Annotated in this window: 15 protein-coding genes and 1 tRNA gene; 11 read left to right on the plus strand and 5 right to left on the minus strand. The window is 48.3% G+C overall.

The window, feature by feature from the left end; translation table 11 throughout:
- The first annotated feature begins 13 nt into the window (after positions 1 to 13).
- The 4 genes from GWG06_RS21120 (at position 14) to GWG06_RS21135 (ending at position 6,805) form a co-directional block, all read left to right on the plus strand.
- Positions 14 to 634 (plus strand): RNA polymerase sigma factor, encoded by a 621-nt coding sequence (locus tag GWG06_RS21120; RefSeq protein WP_127034598.1) that lies wholly within the window; start codon positions 14 to 16, stop codon positions 632 to 634.
- Between the two features lie 68 nt (positions 635 to 702).
- Positions 703 to 1,824 carry a FecR family protein gene (locus GWG06_RS21125; protein WP_160715755.1) on the plus strand — a complete coding sequence of 374 codons (1,122 nt, stop codon included), beginning with the start codon at positions 703 to 705 and terminating at the stop codon, positions 1,822 to 1,824.
- A 116-nt stretch (positions 1,825 to 1,940) separates the two neighbouring features.
- Positions 1,941 to 5,210, plus strand: a complete 3,270-nt coding sequence (locus GWG06_RS21130) for a TonB-dependent receptor (protein ID WP_160715757.1) — start codon at positions 1,941 to 1,943, stop codon at positions 5,208 to 5,210.
- Between the two features lie 11 nt (positions 5,211 to 5,221).
- Positions 5,222 to 6,805 (plus strand): RagB/SusD family nutrient uptake outer membrane protein, encoded by a 1,584-nt coding sequence (locus tag GWG06_RS21135; protein ID WP_160715759.1) that lies wholly within the window; start codon positions 5,222 to 5,224, stop codon positions 6,803 to 6,805.
- Between the two features lie 122 nt (positions 6,806 to 6,927).
- Here GWG06_RS21135 and GWG06_RS21140 read toward each other — a convergent pair whose 3' ends face one another.
- Positions 6,928 to 7,668, minus strand: a complete 741-nt coding sequence (locus GWG06_RS21140; protein ID WP_160715761.1) for a lysophospholipid acyltransferase family protein — start codon at positions 7,666 to 7,668, stop codon at positions 6,928 to 6,930.
- Between the two features lie 60 nt (positions 7,669 to 7,728).
- Positions 7,729 to 8,400 carry a uracil-DNA glycosylase gene (gene ung, locus GWG06_RS21145; protein WP_202183086.1) on the minus strand — a complete coding sequence of 224 codons (672 nt, stop codon included), beginning with the start codon at positions 8,398 to 8,400 and terminating at the stop codon, positions 7,729 to 7,731.
- Between the two features lie 134 nt (positions 8,401 to 8,534).
- Between ung and GWG06_RS21150 the strand changes: the two genes are divergently transcribed.
- Positions 8,535 to 8,608: transfer RNA gene (locus tag GWG06_RS21150), tRNA-Arg, on the plus strand.
- 123 nt (positions 8,609 to 8,731) lie between these two features.
- Here the strand turns inward: GWG06_RS21150 and GWG06_RS21155 are convergent.
- Positions 8,732 to 9,601: an AraC family transcriptional regulator gene (locus GWG06_RS21155; RefSeq protein ID WP_160715765.1), complete on the minus strand. Its 870-nt coding sequence runs from the start codon at positions 9,599 to 9,601 to the stop codon at positions 8,732 to 8,734.
- 89 nt (positions 9,602 to 9,690) lie between these two features.
- On the opposite strand from GWG06_RS21155, the gene GWG06_RS21160 reads away from it, so the two are divergent.
- The 3 genes from GWG06_RS21160 (at position 9,691) to GWG06_RS21170 (ending at position 11,950) form a co-directional block, all read left to right on the plus strand.
- Positions 9,691 to 10,617, plus strand: a complete 927-nt coding sequence (locus GWG06_RS21160) for an alpha/beta fold hydrolase (RefSeq protein WP_202183080.1) — start codon at positions 9,691 to 9,693, stop codon at positions 10,615 to 10,617.
- Between the two features lie 146 nt (positions 10,618 to 10,763).
- Positions 10,764 to 11,237 carry a hypothetical protein gene (locus tag GWG06_RS21165; RefSeq protein WP_160715767.1) on the plus strand — a complete coding sequence of 158 codons (474 nt, stop codon included), beginning with the start codon at positions 10,764 to 10,766 and terminating at the stop codon, positions 11,235 to 11,237.
- 26 nt (positions 11,238 to 11,263) lie between these two features.
- Positions 11,264 to 11,950 carry a RusA family crossover junction endodeoxyribonuclease gene (locus GWG06_RS21170; protein WP_160715769.1) on the plus strand — a complete coding sequence of 229 codons (687 nt, stop codon included), beginning with the start codon at positions 11,264 to 11,266 and terminating at the stop codon, positions 11,948 to 11,950.
- A 20-nt stretch (positions 11,951 to 11,970) separates the two neighbouring features.
- Here GWG06_RS21170 and GWG06_RS21175 read toward each other — a convergent pair whose 3' ends face one another.
- Positions 11,971 to 12,486 carry a hypothetical protein gene (locus GWG06_RS21175; protein ID WP_160715771.1) on the minus strand — a complete coding sequence of 172 codons (516 nt, stop codon included), beginning with the start codon at positions 12,484 to 12,486 and terminating at the stop codon, positions 11,971 to 11,973.
- 91 nt (positions 12,487 to 12,577) lie between these two features.
- Entirely contained in the window at positions 12,578 to 12,826 is a 249-nt protein-coding gene (locus tag GWG06_RS21180; RefSeq protein WP_127034615.1) for a helix-turn-helix transcriptional regulator, read from the minus strand.
- A gap of 407 nt (positions 12,827 to 13,233) precedes the next feature.
- Here GWG06_RS21180 and GWG06_RS21185 point away from each other — a divergent pair, with 407 nt between their 5' ends.
- The 3 genes from GWG06_RS21185 to GWG06_RS21195 all read left to right on the plus strand — a co-directional run bounded on the left by GWG06_RS21185 (position 13,234) and on the right by GWG06_RS21195 (position 16,572).
- A complete protein-coding gene (locus GWG06_RS21185) occupies positions 13,234 to 13,563 on the plus strand; it encodes a hypothetical protein (protein WP_235938467.1) in 330 nt (109 codons plus the stop codon).
- Between the two features lie 78 nt (positions 13,564 to 13,641).
- Positions 13,642 to 14,721 carry an AI-2E family transporter gene (locus GWG06_RS21190; RefSeq protein WP_127034621.1) on the plus strand — a complete coding sequence of 360 codons (1,080 nt, stop codon included), beginning with the start codon at positions 13,642 to 13,644 and terminating at the stop codon, positions 14,719 to 14,721.
- Positions 14,722 to 16,572: an outer membrane protein assembly factor BamB family protein gene (locus tag GWG06_RS21195; protein ID WP_235938469.1), complete on the plus strand. Its 1,851-nt coding sequence runs from the start codon at positions 14,722 to 14,724 to the stop codon at positions 16,570 to 16,572. It begins immediately after the preceding gene.
- The last annotated feature ends 186 nt before the right edge of the window (positions 16,573 to 16,758 follow it).

A 16,758-nucleotide genomic window follows, 5' to 3' on the forward strand; every position in this document is an offset into this window, starting at 1 on the left:
ATATCATTATCCGATGAAGCTATCCGGCGTTAATGAAGAAACGTTATGGCAAAACATTAGAGCAGGCGATCAGCAGGCTTTCAGCATATTGTATGAAGCGGCTGCTGATATGCTGTATGCGTACGCATTGAGATATTTTCCGGATAAGGAGATGATAAAGGACTGCATCCACGATCTCTTTGCCGACCTGTATACGCAGCGGCAGAACCTGGCGCCGCAGGTGAATATAAAATTCTACCTGCTGGTATCTTTCCGCCGGCGGCTGAAAGCAGCACATAAAAAATCTTCCTTCCTGTCTTTACGCGAAGATATGACAGGTGCTGAACCCCTTTTCCAGCTTACCTTTGAGGCGCAGGATGTACAGAGTAAACTGATTGCCCGCGAAGAAGAGCAGGCTGTACTGCAGCGGCTGGCTGTGGAGATGAACAAGCTGCCGGCCAGACAGAAAGAGATTCTTTACCTGAAGTATAACTGCGGACTATCCTATGAAGAAGTAGCGGTACTGATGCAGATTACTGTTCCTACCTGCCGTACCCTGGCTTACCGCGCCATCCGCCAGCTGCGCCAGGAGCTGCATGCTTCGCCTGTACCGGCTTTCGGCCTGCTGCTGCTGGCATGTCTGAAAAATTTTTAAAATAATTTTGTTTTTGCGTCTATAAAACGAGGAAACGATACTCTGTTAAAGAGAGGGTAAACTATTTTATGGACAATGGCAATAATTATCACGATCATGAAGAAGACGGGATGCCGGAAGCATCCGGAGCACTGCAGCGTGACAGAATGCTGGCGATTGTCAGGGCCTCCGGTAACGAACAGCTTCCTGATGGGGAGAAAGCAGCGCTGTGGCAAAAAATAGCTACCGGTATGACAGCTGTTCCCACCCGTCGCTGGTGGCCGCAGTTGCTGAAAGCAGCGGCTATATTACTGCTGGTAATCAGTGCCGGCATCTGGTGGTACCAGTCCCGGAAGGAATCCATACCCTCCCTGGTGGCCTTTGCTGCGCAGAAGCAGCCGCTTTCCGGAGACAGCGCCCTTACCAGAATGATATTGGGTAATAACCGTCAACTGGTGATCCGGAATAACCGCGCCAGCATCACTTATCACGGTAGTGGCGGCAGTCTGCAGATAGATTCGCAGCGCGTCAGCCAGCAGCTGAAAGAAGATAAACCTGTATTCAATACCCTCGTTGTTCCCTATGGCAACATCGCTGTACTGCAGCTGGAAGATGGTACCAGCGTGTGGCTGAATGCAGGCTCCCGGCTTGTTTATCCGGCGGTCTTCAGCAAAAACAAGCGGGAAGTACTGCTGGAGGGAGAAGCCTACTTTGATGTGCAGCAGGAGGCCGCCCGTCCTTTCAGCGTATATGCCGCAGATATGCAGGTTGCCGTGCTGGGTACCGCTTTCAACATCAGTGCCTATAAAGATGATAACAGTACACAGATTGTGCTGGCCAGCGGCAGCGTTCAGCTGAAGGCTTTCCGTGGCAGGGGAACAGATAAAGCACCGGTACAGCTGCAGCCCGGTCACCGCGCGGTTATCAGCGCACAGGCCGATATGGAAGTAGGCGCAGTGGACATCGCAGCATTCACCTCCTGGAAAGACGGAATGATCGACGCCTCACATATGCCGCTGTCGGAGATACTGAAGAAGCTGTCGCGATACTACAATCAACCAATATTAACAGATGCACGGTCAGGAAGAGAAACTTTTTCAGGTAAACTGAACTTAAAAGGAACAATGAATGACGTACTGGATATAATAGCTGCTTCCACTTCCGGGAAGTATGAAGAACGGGAGAACAAAATCATTTTCAGAACCAGGTAAATATCAGTAAAAGGCCGGAAAAAAAACCGGAAGATGGTGCAACATCTTCCGGCGGGTGGCAGCCTGCAGACAGGCCGCCAGGCTAACTATTTTCATTAATTAAACCAGTCAAATGTATGCAAAAATTTTACGTTTGCCGGCGTATCAAAGCGCCTGCCCAACTATGGCATGTTATGCGGCTAATAATGATCCTCTTGTTTGTAGGACTGATGAGTGCCTACGGTACCACCTATTCACAGAATACGCCCCTGCATGTGAAGGTTACAGACGGGCCACTGTCTGAACTCTTCCGGCAGATACAGGAACAAAGCAACTGGCGTATCTTTTACAAAGATGACCTGATAAAGGCAGAGAAAAACATCACCCTGCACCTCCGCGGCAAGCGGCTGGTAGAAGTGCTGGACAGAGCGCTGGCGGCTACGGCGCTGGGATACAGGATTGTAGACAACCAGGTAGCCATCGTTCCGAAGGCAGAGCAGCCGCCACGGGAGATGCAGCGCCACCGGGATGACAGCCTGCTTACCATCAAGGGCCGCGTATATGACACGCACGAACCACCGGTATCGCTGCCGGGTGTTACCATCAGCGTGAAAGGCGGATCCCGTGGCACCACCACGGACGCTGACGGCTACTTTACCATTCAGGCGCCTAAAAATGCAGTGCTGGTCTTCTCGCTTATGGGGTTTGCCCCCACCGAGTTTGACGTATTACGCAGCCATACTTCCCTGTCTGTTTCCCTGAAGGAAAAAGTATCGTCTCTCGATGAAGTAGTAGTAGTGGGGCTTACAGAGCAGCAGCGTAAACATATAGCCAGCTCCGTAGCTACGCTGAACGTAAAATCCGCCATGAGCGGAAAGCCGGTCACCACCATCTCTCAATCCTTACAGGGCGGTGTGACCGGTTTGCAGGTGAGCCAGGCTTCCGGCCTGCCCGGCGGCGATGCCGCTACTATCAAGATACGCGGTATCAGCACGCTGAATGGCTCCAATCCGCTGGTGTTGGTTGACGGCGTACCGATGGACATGAATTTCATAGATCCGTTGACGGTAGAAAGCGTGACTGTGCTGAAAGATGCGGCCGCCGCTGCCATCTATGGCGCGCGTGCAGGCAACGGCGTTATACTTGTTACCACCAAAAGAGGGGTGCCCGGGCGCGTGGCCGTCAGCTACGACGGATACTATGGCTTTCAGTCGCCCACTGCCATGCCCGCACTGGTAGACGCGCCACAGTACATGCGCATGTACAACGAAGGAATGGTGAACTCCGGTAAGCCGCCATTATATTCGGAAGAAGATATTCAGCAGACCATCGCCGGTACTGACCCGGTGAAATATCCGAATACCGACTGGCAGAAAATAATTGTGAACAAACGCGCCCCTATTACCAGTCACTCGCTGGGAGTGAGCGGAGGTAACAGCCTGGCGCGTTTTGCACTCAATGCCAACTACCAGTACCAGGAAGGGATGACGCCAGTAACCAGCAACAAAAAATATAATATCCGCGCCAACACCACCATCTCCCTCGCCAAAAATTTTCAGGTCAACATGGACCTGCTGGCCATCAAGCGCAATATACTACTACCTAACCGCACCCTGGGACATGACGGCACACGCCTGCTGGAAGATGTTTTCCGTGTACCGCCTACCATTCTTCCCAAATATCCGCAGAAAGAAGGAGCAGCAGATATTTACGGACGTTATGTGGACATCGTTAATCCACTGGCATATGCAGAGAAAGGCGGAAGATTTATTAATGAATACGGACAATCCAGCATTAACCTGCAACCTAAATGGGAGGTACTGCCAGGACTGAATCTGCGCGGACAATTCAGCTATCGCCTCAACAGCGATCTGCTGGGCAGCCTGCGCGATAACTATAACTTCTTCGATTATTATACAGGACAGCTGTTACAGACATGGACACAGCAACGCGCTTATATACAGGCACGCACTACCTACTATTATATCGGTGCAAATGCAGACTATACCTATGATCTGAAAGATCATCACTTCTTTTTAATGGCAGGTTATTCCCAGGAAGAAAGTAACAACAGCGCCAGTGCAGCGGGTACCTATCTCTATGTCAAAACAATTCTGTCTACCTATGCTAAACTGAATTATTCCTACAAGGACAAATATCTGCTGGAGTTAACAGGGAGGATGGACGGATCTTCCAATTTTGCGAAAGGACATAAGTACGGCTTCTTTCCTTCCATCGCGCTGGGATGGAATATTCATAAGGAGAAATTTATGTCCGCACTGCCTGCCGTGAGCAATATGAAACTGCGCGCCTCCACCGGTTCGTTAGGTAATGAAGATATCGGTTACTACAGGTATCAGACCACCATCAACAGCAGCAGCGGCCTCGAAAGCAGCTACGGAAATCCCGGTATCAGCTGGGAAACGGTGAATATGACGGATATAGGTCTGGACCTCGGACTGTTTAACAACAGGCTGGAGATAGTAGTGGATTATTATAACAAGCTGACGAAAGATATTATCCTGAATCCGCCCCTGTCCTATACCGGCGGCTTTGAAGGCAAGGTGCCGGTCAATGCCGGTAAAGTGAGGAACGAAGGTTGGGAGGCATCGCTTAACTATAACGGTACCATCAGGAAGCATCTCAATATTTCCATCCGCCCGGGTGTTACCTATAATAAGAACACGATCCTGTCATTGCTGAACGGGCCTTATGTAGATGCTACTACCATTAATCAGGAAGGCGGCGCCATCAAAAGCTACTTCGGATATAAAACAGCAGGACTATTACAGCAGCATGATTATGATAAAGACGGCAACCCCCTGGTGCCGGTACTGCCGGGAGCACAACCGGGTGATATCAAATACCTGGATCTGAATGCCAACGGATTGATTGACGGCGCAGACCAGACCATGATCGGTAATCCGGTACCCCGCCTGAATTATTTCGCCAATTTCCGCATAGCCTATAAAAATTTCGATCTGGAGTTTTTGTTGCAGGGCGCAGGTAAATCAGATGCCGTACTCGAAGGTATGCTGGCATTACCTATGGATAACAGTAAGGACGGAGGCGTGCCTACCCGTTACTATGCTGATAACTACTGGACGCCAACCCGTACCAATGCTGCGTTTCCGCGATTAAATACTTTGCCGGCCAACAATAAACTATCATCTGATTTCTGGTTACAGAATGCCGCCTACCTACGCGTGAAATATATACAGCTGGGTTATAACACAGCAGCGGCTTTTCTCAAACGAGCAGGCATCCGCGGGCTGCGTTTTTACGCGAACGCGCAGAATCCCTTCACCTTTACCCGGCTGAAACTAACAGATCCGGAAAGCCAGGGCGATCAGTGGACATACGGTATCATGAAGGCTTTCATCGCAGGTATCAATATTCAACTTTAACAACGGAGTGTATGAAAAAAATATTTTTACTATCACTTATAGCCATTATGCTGATGACCAGCAGCTGTGAGAAATTTCTCACGCACGATGATCCCGTGAATGTAGTAGATGAAACCTGGTGGAAGACAGAAGCGAATGCCACAGGGGCATTAGGCTCTGTATATGCCGGATTGCCTGGTGGCTCCAGCGGCCGTCAGCTGATGTTTTTGTCAGCGCTCAGTGACGAAGCGGTAGCCCGCCAGGATTCCCGCGGCGCCTATGAAGCCTATGCCAAAGGATTGCAGAACAGCAGCTGGGGTGTTGCGCTGAGCCTCTGGCAGGATGATTACAAGGATATCCGCCGTGCCTGCCGTTTCCTGGAGAATGTTGACAACTGCTACATGGATTCTACACTGAAAGACCGCTACAAGTATGAAGCAAGGGCTATGCGCGCTTATTATCATATGGAGATGATGATGTTTTTCGGAGGTATTCCTATTGTAACTACTTCTTTATCTCCCGGTAACAGCAATACGCGCCGTAATACCGAAAAGGAAGTCTATGATTTTATTATCAGCGAGCTGACAGCCTGTGCGCCGCATCTGCCGGACGTATACAACAACAATGAGGCCTGGCGTATTTCTTCCGGCGTATGCTGGTCGCTGATATGTAAGCTGGCGATGTTCTACCGGGAATATGAAACCGCCAGGATGGCCGCCCGTAAAGTCATTGATCAGAATGTGTATGCGTTGTACCGCAGTAATAATGCTAAAGTCAACAGCTTCGCCGAACTGTTCACCTATGCCGGTGAGCTGAATAAGGAAAGAATATTTTTCCGTGATGGCGGCTGCGGCACAGCCTGGAGAACATTTGCACCGTATGGTGTAGGCGGGCAGACGGTCGTATCTCCTACCATGCTGGTGGTTAATAATTTTGAAACCCTGCAGGGAAAAACGCTGACAGAGCTGGGGGCAGATTCCGCCGCCATCTATCAGAAAGATCCATTGTTCAAAAATAACCGCGATCCGCGGCTGGCGGCCGCTGTACTGGTACCCGGACAGATCTATGAAAAAGATACCCTGCGTCCATTTGCGGCAGAGGGCAGCGATCGTATCGGCGTATTAAACAGTACGGCCACTGGCTTCTGGGTAAGGAAATACCTGGATCCTAAAGACAGAAATGCGGCGAGTCCTTCTCTGGACTATATGATTATCCGCTATGCGGAGTTGCTGCTGTATTATGCAGAAGCGTTGGTAGAGCTGGGCGACTGGCAGAACCCTGATATCATCAGGTATCTCAATGATATCCGTACGCGTGCAGGCATGCCCGTAGTTGATGTTTCCAGGTACAATACAGCAGATAAACTGCGGGAGCTGATACGCCGTGAGCGTATGTCGGAGCTGGCCTTTGAGGGAGCGCGCTTTTACGATATCCGTCGCTGGGGTATCCTGAGCAAAGTCATGAATGGTCAGGTATATGGCGCCGTAGATCCCGCCACCGGCAACCCCGTACCTGTGGAAGTCCGCTCCTGTAATGAAAAACGCGACTTCCGCTATCCGATACCACTGAATGAAATGCTGGCAAACCCGAATATGGAGCAGAACCCGTTTTATTAGAATTACGAATTGCGAATTACGAATTACGAATGAGGAGCGAAGATATAAGCGTAGCCATTATTTGACCTACGCTTATATCTTCGCTCCTCATTCGTAATTCGTAATTTGTAATTCGTAATTATTTACTGCTGATTTTGCACATAATAATCCACCATCAACTTATACACTTTCTCTTTCAGCGCCGGTATGTCATCGCGGGTCATTCCTCTGGTGGGTATGGGTTCCAGGAAATGGTAGTGGATGGGGTAGGGCCAGGCGAAGAATGTTTTATCTGGTGGCAGAATTTTTTTTGTGTTGAAGAGGAGAGAGGGGATGATGGGTGTTTGTGCATCGATGGCGAGTGCAAAGGCGCCGTCGTAGAAGGCTTTCAATGGTTCGGCGGTGCGGTTGCGGGTTCCTTCCGGGTATAGGAGGATGTGCAGGCCGAGGCTGAGGGCGTGTTTCATTTCAACGACGCTTTGTTTTCTGCTGGCTTCACTGCTGCGGTCTACGAGGATGCCGCCTATCCGGTACAGGACGCCGAACAGGGGGATTTTGCCCATAGAGGCCTTTGCGAGTGTTTTATTGTCGCCGGGAATTTTAGATGTAGTGACGGGTACATCTATGAGTGCATTATGATTACATACTACTACATAAGTTTCGCCGGGGGCGAAGTGTTCTGTTCCTTTCCTGAATACGGGGCATCCGATGAGCGGCATGTATACCTTCATCCATATGCGTCCGATGGCGAGGAAGATGCGGGAGGCAGTTCTTGGATGGAAGAAGGAACCGATCCAGATAGGAATGAATACAATGAGCATAGTGCACGCAAAGAGTAGCAGTGCGTACAGGGCGTAAATTCTTCCCAGTATATTCTTGAGCATAACGGTTGTCTTTTATCAGAAAGCTGATATTACATAAAATTACAGAAAAAAATTATGCGTTTACAGCCTCCAGTCTACCGCTTCGATGCCTGCTTTTTGCAGTAGTTCATTGGTTCTGGAGAAGTGTTTACATCCGAAGAAGCCTTTATCCGCGCTGAACGGGGATGGGTGGGCCGCTTTAAGGATGTGATGTCTGGTAGCGTCGATAAGTATCTGTTTATCCTGAGCGAAGCGGCCCCAGAGGAGGAACACCACGTTTTGTTTCTGATCTGATATTTTCCGGATGACGGCGTCGGTGAAGTTTTCCCAGCCTATTTTGCTGTGGGAGGCAGGTTCGCTGGCTCTCACGGTCAGGAAGGCGTTGAGCAGCAGTACCCCGTGTTCTGCCCATTTGGTGAGGTTGCCGCTGGCAGGGATTTCCAGGCCCAGGTCGGTTTTCATCTCCTTGTAGATATTCACAAGGGATGGCGGCGGCTTTATACCGTCGGGCACCGAGAAGCTGAGTCCGTGGGCCTGTCCGGGGCCGTGGTACGGGTCTTGTCCGAGGATGACCACTTTTACCTTGTCGAAAGGTGTTTTGTCAAATGCGTTGAATATGAGGTTGCCGGCGGGGTAAATGGTTTTGCCCAGTGCTTTTTCGTGCTTGAGGTGCATCACGATTTCACTGAAATAGGTCTTGTTAAATTCGTCCTTCAGCACGTCTTTCCAGCTTTCTTCCATTTGTACATTCATAGTATTCACATCAAATATTTAGAAAAAATAAATTAAATTTGATTAATTGGAAATTATTTCCATAAATTTGCACTCCCAAAATGAGAGATAAATATAGGAATTTATTTCACATTAGCGGTAAAAATAGAGAGTAAGTCTCGGTAGCTCAGCTGGATAGAGCAACTGCCTTCTAAGCAGTAGGTCATTGGTTCGAATCCAATCCGGGACACAGGAAAGGAAAATTGCGAAAGCGGTTTTCCTTTTTTTGTGCTCCTTAATACGCCTTAGTTAACATCTTGATCTGTATGTTATGAACGTACTGACCTTGTTGTTAAAAATGATGTAATCCGCATTACGCCGCCCGCTGCGCTTTCTCCTTCCTGTACTGCGCCGGACTCACCCCTGCAAATTTCTTAAACTGACTGCTCAGATGACTCTCATCATTAAACCCTAATTCATCTGCAATCTGACTGATAGTGGAAACACTGTACTGCAGTTTGTTTTCAACAAGACGCATCTTATATACCGTGATATAGCGCTGAATACTTTCACCTGTCATCTTTTTGAAATATTCTCCGACATAGTTGGCAGACAGGTTGAAAGTCCGGGCCAGGTTAGCAATGCTCAGTTGTTCCCTGGATGCGATATGTTCTTTTATATGCAGTAACATTCTGTTGATTAAAGGTTCCTCCTCCTGCAATGCCTGTCTGTGTTGCGCGGGTACTGCAATATTCCGTACCAGCGTATTGAGCATGAGCGTAATCAGATGCTGGATATTATCTTCAAAGTATGTCTGCCTGCGTTCAAATTCAGTTACGAGGTGTGCAATGAGGCTGCTTACCATAAACTGATCTGCTGCATCTTTTATGACGAACTGCTCAAAGCGGTTGTGCTGGTAGAACAGTTGCTCCAGTTGTTTCAGCCAGCCCGACACTGTTGCGCGTTCCGCCTGATTCCTGTACGCTGTCAGAAATACTTCTGCAAACCGGATAGAACAGAATTTGGTAGGCATACTGCTTTTGAAGCCACGGCAATCCAGCGGCGTAAACAGGAATATATCTCCTGCCCGGTAATTAAAATGATTCCTGTTCACCTCCCGTACGCCTTCTCCTTCCAGTATCAGCACGATCTCAAAGAAATGATAGACGAGGATGCGTTCTTCCCAATCTCCCGGATCTGATATATATAGCTCGAATGGCTGGTGTAAATGTTTTTGCTTCATAAAACCTCTAAAGTTACAGGTCAAACCCCTGGTTTTAAATGTATGCTCCCTGATGCCCGCTGTAATTTTGTGTTAAATCAATCAGGCATATGAAAACAAAAATAGTAAGACATCTGGAGAAATACGCTATGCTGGCAATGGGTGTATTGACTATCACTAATCCGGCAGCAGGTAAATCATCTTATCATACTAATACAAACATGACGCAAATGACTATTCATACCTATACCAAAGCATATTTCACCACAGGAGATAACGTACGCATTGCCTACAGACTGGATGGCCCGGCAGATAAGCCCGTACTGGTACTTTCCAATTCCATTGCCACAGACCTGCATATGTGGGATGAGCAGATCCCTGTTTTTACAAAGCATTTCCGCGTGCTGCGTTTCGATACCCGTGGTAATGGCAGTTCCGGCGCACCGGTGGGCGATTATTCCATCGACAGAATGAGCAATGATGTGATAGAGTTACTCGATTACCTGAAAATAGACCGGGTGCATTTCCTGGGCCTTTCCCTCGGCGGATTTATCGGGCAGTGGCTCGCGGTTCATGAAGCACATCGTATCGATAAACTGATTCTTGCCAACACTTCTTCCTACTTAGGTCCGCGGGATACGTGGAATGGATTGATCGGCTCCCTGCGGAAGGATGGTGATATAACTCCCTTTGGCGCTATGTTTATCAATAACTGGTTACCGAAAACTTACCAGGAGCAACATCCGGAGGTAGCTGCTAAATTCAGGGCAATGGTGCTGGCGACCCCGCCGGTCGGACTGGCCGGCTCTTTCGCCGCGGTGCGCGATGGAGACCAGCGCAGGACTATCGCGCTCATCACAAATAAAACCCTGGTTATAGGTGGTAGGTACGATGGCGTTACACTGCCGGAGCATAGTGAACTGATCGCGAAAACTATCCCGCAGGCAAAACTGATCATATTGCCGGTGGTGCATCTGTCAAATGTGGAAGCGCCGCAGGTATTTGAGAAAGCAGTAATTGATTTTCTGCTGGATTAATGCAGGGTTATCTGATGATACAGGAGCATGAACAACAGGTGAAAGCGGTTGTTCATGCTCCTCCTGTATGATTAACAGGTTCTCATTGCCGTATTAACCGTATATTGTGTGGCTTCATACTATGTTATCACCCAAAAGAAATGAATATGCTTTCACTAAAAGCGTTTATTGAAAGAGAACGCATCTCCTTAGAAAAATTTATCAATAACCGGCGTCAGGAATTGTCCGGCGTTAAAACCTCGGACTTTCTTGACCGTTATGCCATATTGATTACGATGGAAGTAGAAGATAAGCAACTGCTTCTCGAACACGAAAAGTATAAGGGATTTAAAAAATCTACGGATTTATATTACAAACATCCGGAAGATACAAACATCCCGGTTCAGGCTCATTATCACGTTGTGAATGCCCGGTCAGGGAAAGAGATTTATGCCGTGAATATGGATGGAACAGCTCATCATCGTGTTAATAAGGGATTTCAGGTTCCTGCAAAACAGGCGGCTGAATTAAGAAGCCTGGGAGTGAAAATTCCTGACAATAATCTTTTGGAATCAATACAGTTTCCGTTGAATGAAAGCGAAGCGCGTATCTGTCATATTTACATCATTCTGGAAGGGTAAATAAATGTATAACAGAATATAATTTCATGAACATCAATATAAAAACCGGTAATTGTGATTACAAAATACCTGCTGTTTTCCCTGAAAGCCTTGATAGCGAGATAACAATTGAAATCAGATTTCCGGAGCATATTCCAACCGGTCAATCCAGAAAAGAAGTGAAGGAATCGATCATCAATTTAATAAAGTCGGAACTGCAGCAATTTGAATGGCTTTGCTTTGGCCCGCTATGGATTGAGCTGACATGGTTTCTCCAGGCAGATGACAGGCAGGAATCAGATGCTACAGGCGACCTTGATAATATCACCAAACCGGTACTGGATGCGCTATCGGGGTTAGATGGTATTATGGTGGATGATACCCAGATTAAAAGTATTTATACCAGGTGGCTGGCAAAGAACAGTGCGTTACCCGAGCAGTTTTTATCTATAAATATCCGGATGCTTAACGATGAAACTATCTCAAAGGATAAAGTACACTTTATTCAGTATCATGGCCCGATGTGTTTTGTTATTGATTTAAATCCTGCTGTTCCAGAAGAGTTACGGGGCATTAAATTGTTTGCAGATGCCAAACGTCATCAGCGGCAGACAGCTTCGCAGATGCGTAAAACCGGTATGGATGTGGGGCTGGTGCTGATTGCTTCCCAAAAGGATTTTCATAGAACCAGGCTGAGAAATATACCAGCAGACAGGATTTACAAGTTAGCATAGCGGGTGTATGTATTTGCAATTTACATCCAGTGCTTATACCCGTTTTCCCTGAACTGCTGTTCCAGTTCTTTCAGCAGTACCGGATGCAGGGCTGCGGGCTGTATGACAGCGGTAGCTGCGCTGACCTTATAATCTTCCGGGGTGGGCGTGAATCTGGCCCATATAATTTCGTAGCCGATGAATACCGTGTGGCGCCCTTCGGTGTAGGTGTCGGCATGGCCGAGCCGCCGGGCTTCTCCGGGCGCCAGGTTTTTGATAAGCCTGGGTTTGTAGGTGGCGCCCATATTGGTTTTGATTACTTCGTTTATAGCAACGGTGATAAACCGGTCCGTACTGCTGTTCCGGATGTTGCGCTGATATTTTGATACGCTGAACGCGCTGCCGGTAACCTTTTCGATGACAGCCGCCTGTATAGCGTCTTCGCCTTTTACGGGAATGGGTTCCTGTGGAACCGGGAGCAGGGCTTTTATGGTACGTATGCGGAACCAGGCATAACAGAGGGTAAATGCCAGTACGATGAAAAGCAATATGTACATACGATCAGTTGGTTTTACATACAGGCGGTCAGCGGCCTGATGGTGAGAACTACCGAATGTAACTTTAATTCTTATTTTGAGGAAAAGAATCTTACTCTAAACCCTTTAACAATTCTTCCAGCGTAATGTTGTGTACTGCCGCCAGTTTGCGTAAGGTAGACAGGCGCATGTCCATCCCTTTTTCATATTCCAGGTACTGGGTTCTGCTCATTTTTATTTCATAGGCAAATGCTTCGGCGCTGGTGAAATCCGCTTCTGTCCGCAATTCCTTGATTCTTTTACCCAACCTGGCGTAAAAGACTTCGTCTTTCATTACAATCTGTTGCTTTTTGCCTGCCATTTCAGAAAATTAGCATAATCCTGCTAATATAGTACCTACTTAAATAGGGGCTATAAAAATAGGTCCTATTTAAATAGTCTTTTAGAAAAAATAATCCTATATTAGACTTATCTTTGCAGCCCTAAAAAATTATTAGCAGCTGCTTCTTACGTCTCTTCCGGTGAACCTCGGAAATTCAAAACGGATATGGGAGACGAAGGAGAAAGGCTCACGTTTAAAAGCGTGGGCTCTTCTTTGTCGTTTCCAGCCCTCCGAGGGGTCACCGGCGGCGAGGCAAGAGTTCCGCGCTTTTTTTATTGCAGCGCGGGGAATAAAACCTGTAACCGGAGAACAGCTGCCGCATTCATCATTCAGCATCCCGGACAGAACATACCATACACCAAACGGTCCCCCGGATGCTTAAAAGAATGAAACCCCGGCGATTGCCGGTATTGTTGATAAAACCCGAAATTCCCTACCGCGATAATGAGGCTATCACCAGAAGAATCATGACCCGCCTCTTCAACGCAGGATATGATGTGTATGCCTTCCATGAAAAAGTACTGGACATCGTCATGGAACAGCGCCCGCCTTTCATCTGCGTAGTCACCTCTGCGAGCCTCCGGGCCAGACTGAAATCAGATTACTCCTGCGGGATTTTTTTTGTTAACGTGGCGGATGAAGACTGGATACATCACCTGCGCGAACTGGTACGGCAGATGAACCAGTACCGCGACACCACCGGACAGCAGCCATAAACATTGCTATTCAGCGATCTTTTAGTAAATTGTTACATATCCCTCATACGTTTCGTTAACATTAACCAGGCTTCGTTTATGAGTACCCGTATTCCATCCACCTCCAGGAGAATTATTGAAACCGTACTGGTATTACTGCTGCTGCTGGGCCTCATGTACGCCTTGTTCGAAGTGATGAAAATATTCTTTGGCGTTTTTACCTTCGCTATCATCTTCGCCGTTTCCTTCTTTGGTTTGTTTGAACGCTGCTGCAGATGGGCGCCCCGGCGCCGCAAACTCATCGGGGTAATCTATTCCATTCTGCTGATCACCGTAGTGGTACTGCCATTTGTCTATATCATCAATACACTTAACGGACATGTGAAAGGGGTGGGCCAGTGGTTCATCGCCGCCAGGGTAAACGGTATCCCGCCATTACCGGAATGGCTGACCAGCCTGCCTTATGTAGGAGAAGATATCGCTGAATTCTGGAAACAGCTGCAGCTGCGGCCTAAAGAAACCGCCGGCATCTATGAAAGGCAGATCATGCATGTCCTCCAGCATATCGTGACAACCGGCGCAGGCATTCTGGGAATGGCCCTGCAGATTGTTCTCGGCATTATCGTATCGGCCGTTTTCCTCGTAAGCGGTGAAAAAATATTGAACCCTGTACGCGCAACCCTGTCACATATGTTTGGGGAAAAGGACAGCAAAGCCTTGCTCAACGCGGCCGGACAGGCTGTAAGAGGTGTTTCCATCGGCGTTATCGGTGCATCGCTGATTGCGGCTGTCATCTCCTGGATAGGATTCAAAATAGCAGGTATTCCTTTCGCGCTGGCACTGGCCGCCATTGTTTTTTTCCTGGTACTCATCCAGGTAGGCCCGCTCTGGATATGGGTGCCGCTGGTGATCTGGCTGCTGGTGGAAAGACATACAGGCACGGCCGTTTTTATGATTATCTACGGCGCAGCCCTCCTGGTTATTGATGCCGTATTAAAACCGGTATTAATTGCAAAAAGCGGAAAACTTCCTTTTCTTGTGCTTTTCCTCGGAGTGATCGGCGGCCTCGTGGCATGGGGATTTACCGGCATGTTCAAAGGCGCTATCATCCTCGCGGTTTTCTATACCGTATTCAACTCCTGGATGGAAAAGAACAAATACTACGCTCAAAAAGAATAGATGATGAAACACCCTTTCCTGCTATGCTGCTTTATGTTACTGCAACTGCTGACTGCGGCCCAGTCGCCGTTTACATTTGCACATGTTTCAGATATACATATCGGCAGCGATCACGCGGATGAAGACCTCCGGCGCACTGTCACCGATATCAACAGAAATCCTTCCCTGGCATTTGTAATCATTTCGGGAGATATCACCGAATTTGGCGCCGATAGTGAACTTCAGCTGGCTAAAAGTATCCTTGACAGTCTGCAGAAACCCTGGTACATCATCCCGGGCAATCACGACACCAAATGGTCGGAAAGTGGCGGAAATACCTTCCGCCGCGTTTTCGGCAGCGAAACTTTTTCGTTCAGCCATGCGGGTTATACATTCATCGGCACCAACTGCGGCCCTAATATGCGCATGGGACCAGGACAGGTACCCAGAGAAAATATCGTGTGGCTGGACAGCCTCCTGCGTAAAAAAGATACTGTCACGCCCATCATCTATGTGAATCATTACCCGCAAAATACAGATCTCAACAACTGGTATGAGGCCATCGACCGCCTGAAGCAGCACAATATCCAGCTGATACTCTGCGGGCACGGTCATGCTAACCGGCAGTTTGATTTTGAAAATATTCCCGGCATCATGGGCCGCTCCAACCTGCGTGCAAAAGACAGCATCGGCGGTTATAATATCGTTACGGTTGCCGGTAATACGGTTACCTATGAAGAAAGAACGCCGCTGCTGGAAAAGAACCGCCAGTGGGCTGTGGTAACCTTGCGCAACCATAGCCGGATGTATGACACTGCCTCATTTGAACGTCCGTCCTATGCCATGAATGATTCTTTCCCCAACGTACGCATCCGCTGGACCTGGCAGGATAATAACGACATCGGCTCCGGAATGGCGCTATACGGGAACCTGGTGATTGCCGCCAATACCGCCGGAGAAATATATGCCCTGCAAACCGCTACCGGCAGGAAAAAATGGACATTCCCCACCGGCGGAAAAATATATGCGACCCCGGTAGTTAGTGGAAATGTAATCATCGCTGCCTCTTCAGATCATTACATATATTGCCTGGATGCCGCTACCGGCAGGCAACGCTGGCGTTATGCCACCGGCAAACCGGTAGTGGCCAGTCCGCTGGCAGCTAACGGCATTGCCTATATAGGCTCATCTGACGGACATTTCAGGGCTATCAGCATTCACGACGGAAAACTGAAATGGGCATTTACAGGTGTAAATGGTTTTGTAGAAGACAAACCACTGCTGTATCAGGGTAATATTTATTTCGGCAGCTGGGGCAATGACCTGTACGCACTGGATGCCGCCACCGGCGCGCTGCAATGGAAATGGAACAATGGCTCTTCTAACCGGATGTTTTCTCCTGCCGCCTGCACCCCGCTGGGCGCAAACGGGAAAGTATTCATCGTGGCGCCGGACAGATACATGACTGCCTTTAACGCCACTACCGGCGCGGTTATCTGGCGCAAATCCATCCCTCACGTCCGTATGCGTGAATCGCAAGGCCTCTCTGCCGACAGCAGCGAAGTCTTCATCAAAACCATGGACGGCGGCCTCTATGGCGTATCTGCCACCGCCGATTCCCTGCAGCTGAACTGGCAGGCCTCCCTTAACATGGGATATGAACTGAATCCTGCTTCTCCCATAGCATTCAACCACCTCATTTTTATACCCACACACTCCGGCGTCCTGTACGCTGTAAACAGCAAAGACCACACCCTCTCCTGGAAACATAAAATATCCAACTGCCTCATCAACACTATTGTTCCATTAACGAAGAACACAATATTGGTGAGCACGATGGATGGGAAAGTGACTTGTGTAAAATACCAGTAATTACGAATTACGAATTGCGAATTACGAATGTTGAGCGAAGATGTGAGCGGAGACGTAAAATTCTTTATCTGCTAAGGTCTTCGCTCAACATTCGTAATTCGTAATTCGCAATTCGTAATTATTCATCTATTTTATACTTCCGGTTGCCTTACGCACGTTATATTTGCAACGTTTTTCATTTCTTCA

It is taken from the genome of Chitinophaga solisilvae (genome assembly GCF_009928525.1).
Lineage (GTDB): Bacteria > Bacteroidota > Bacteroidia > Chitinophagales > Chitinophagaceae > Chitinophaga > Chitinophaga solisilvae.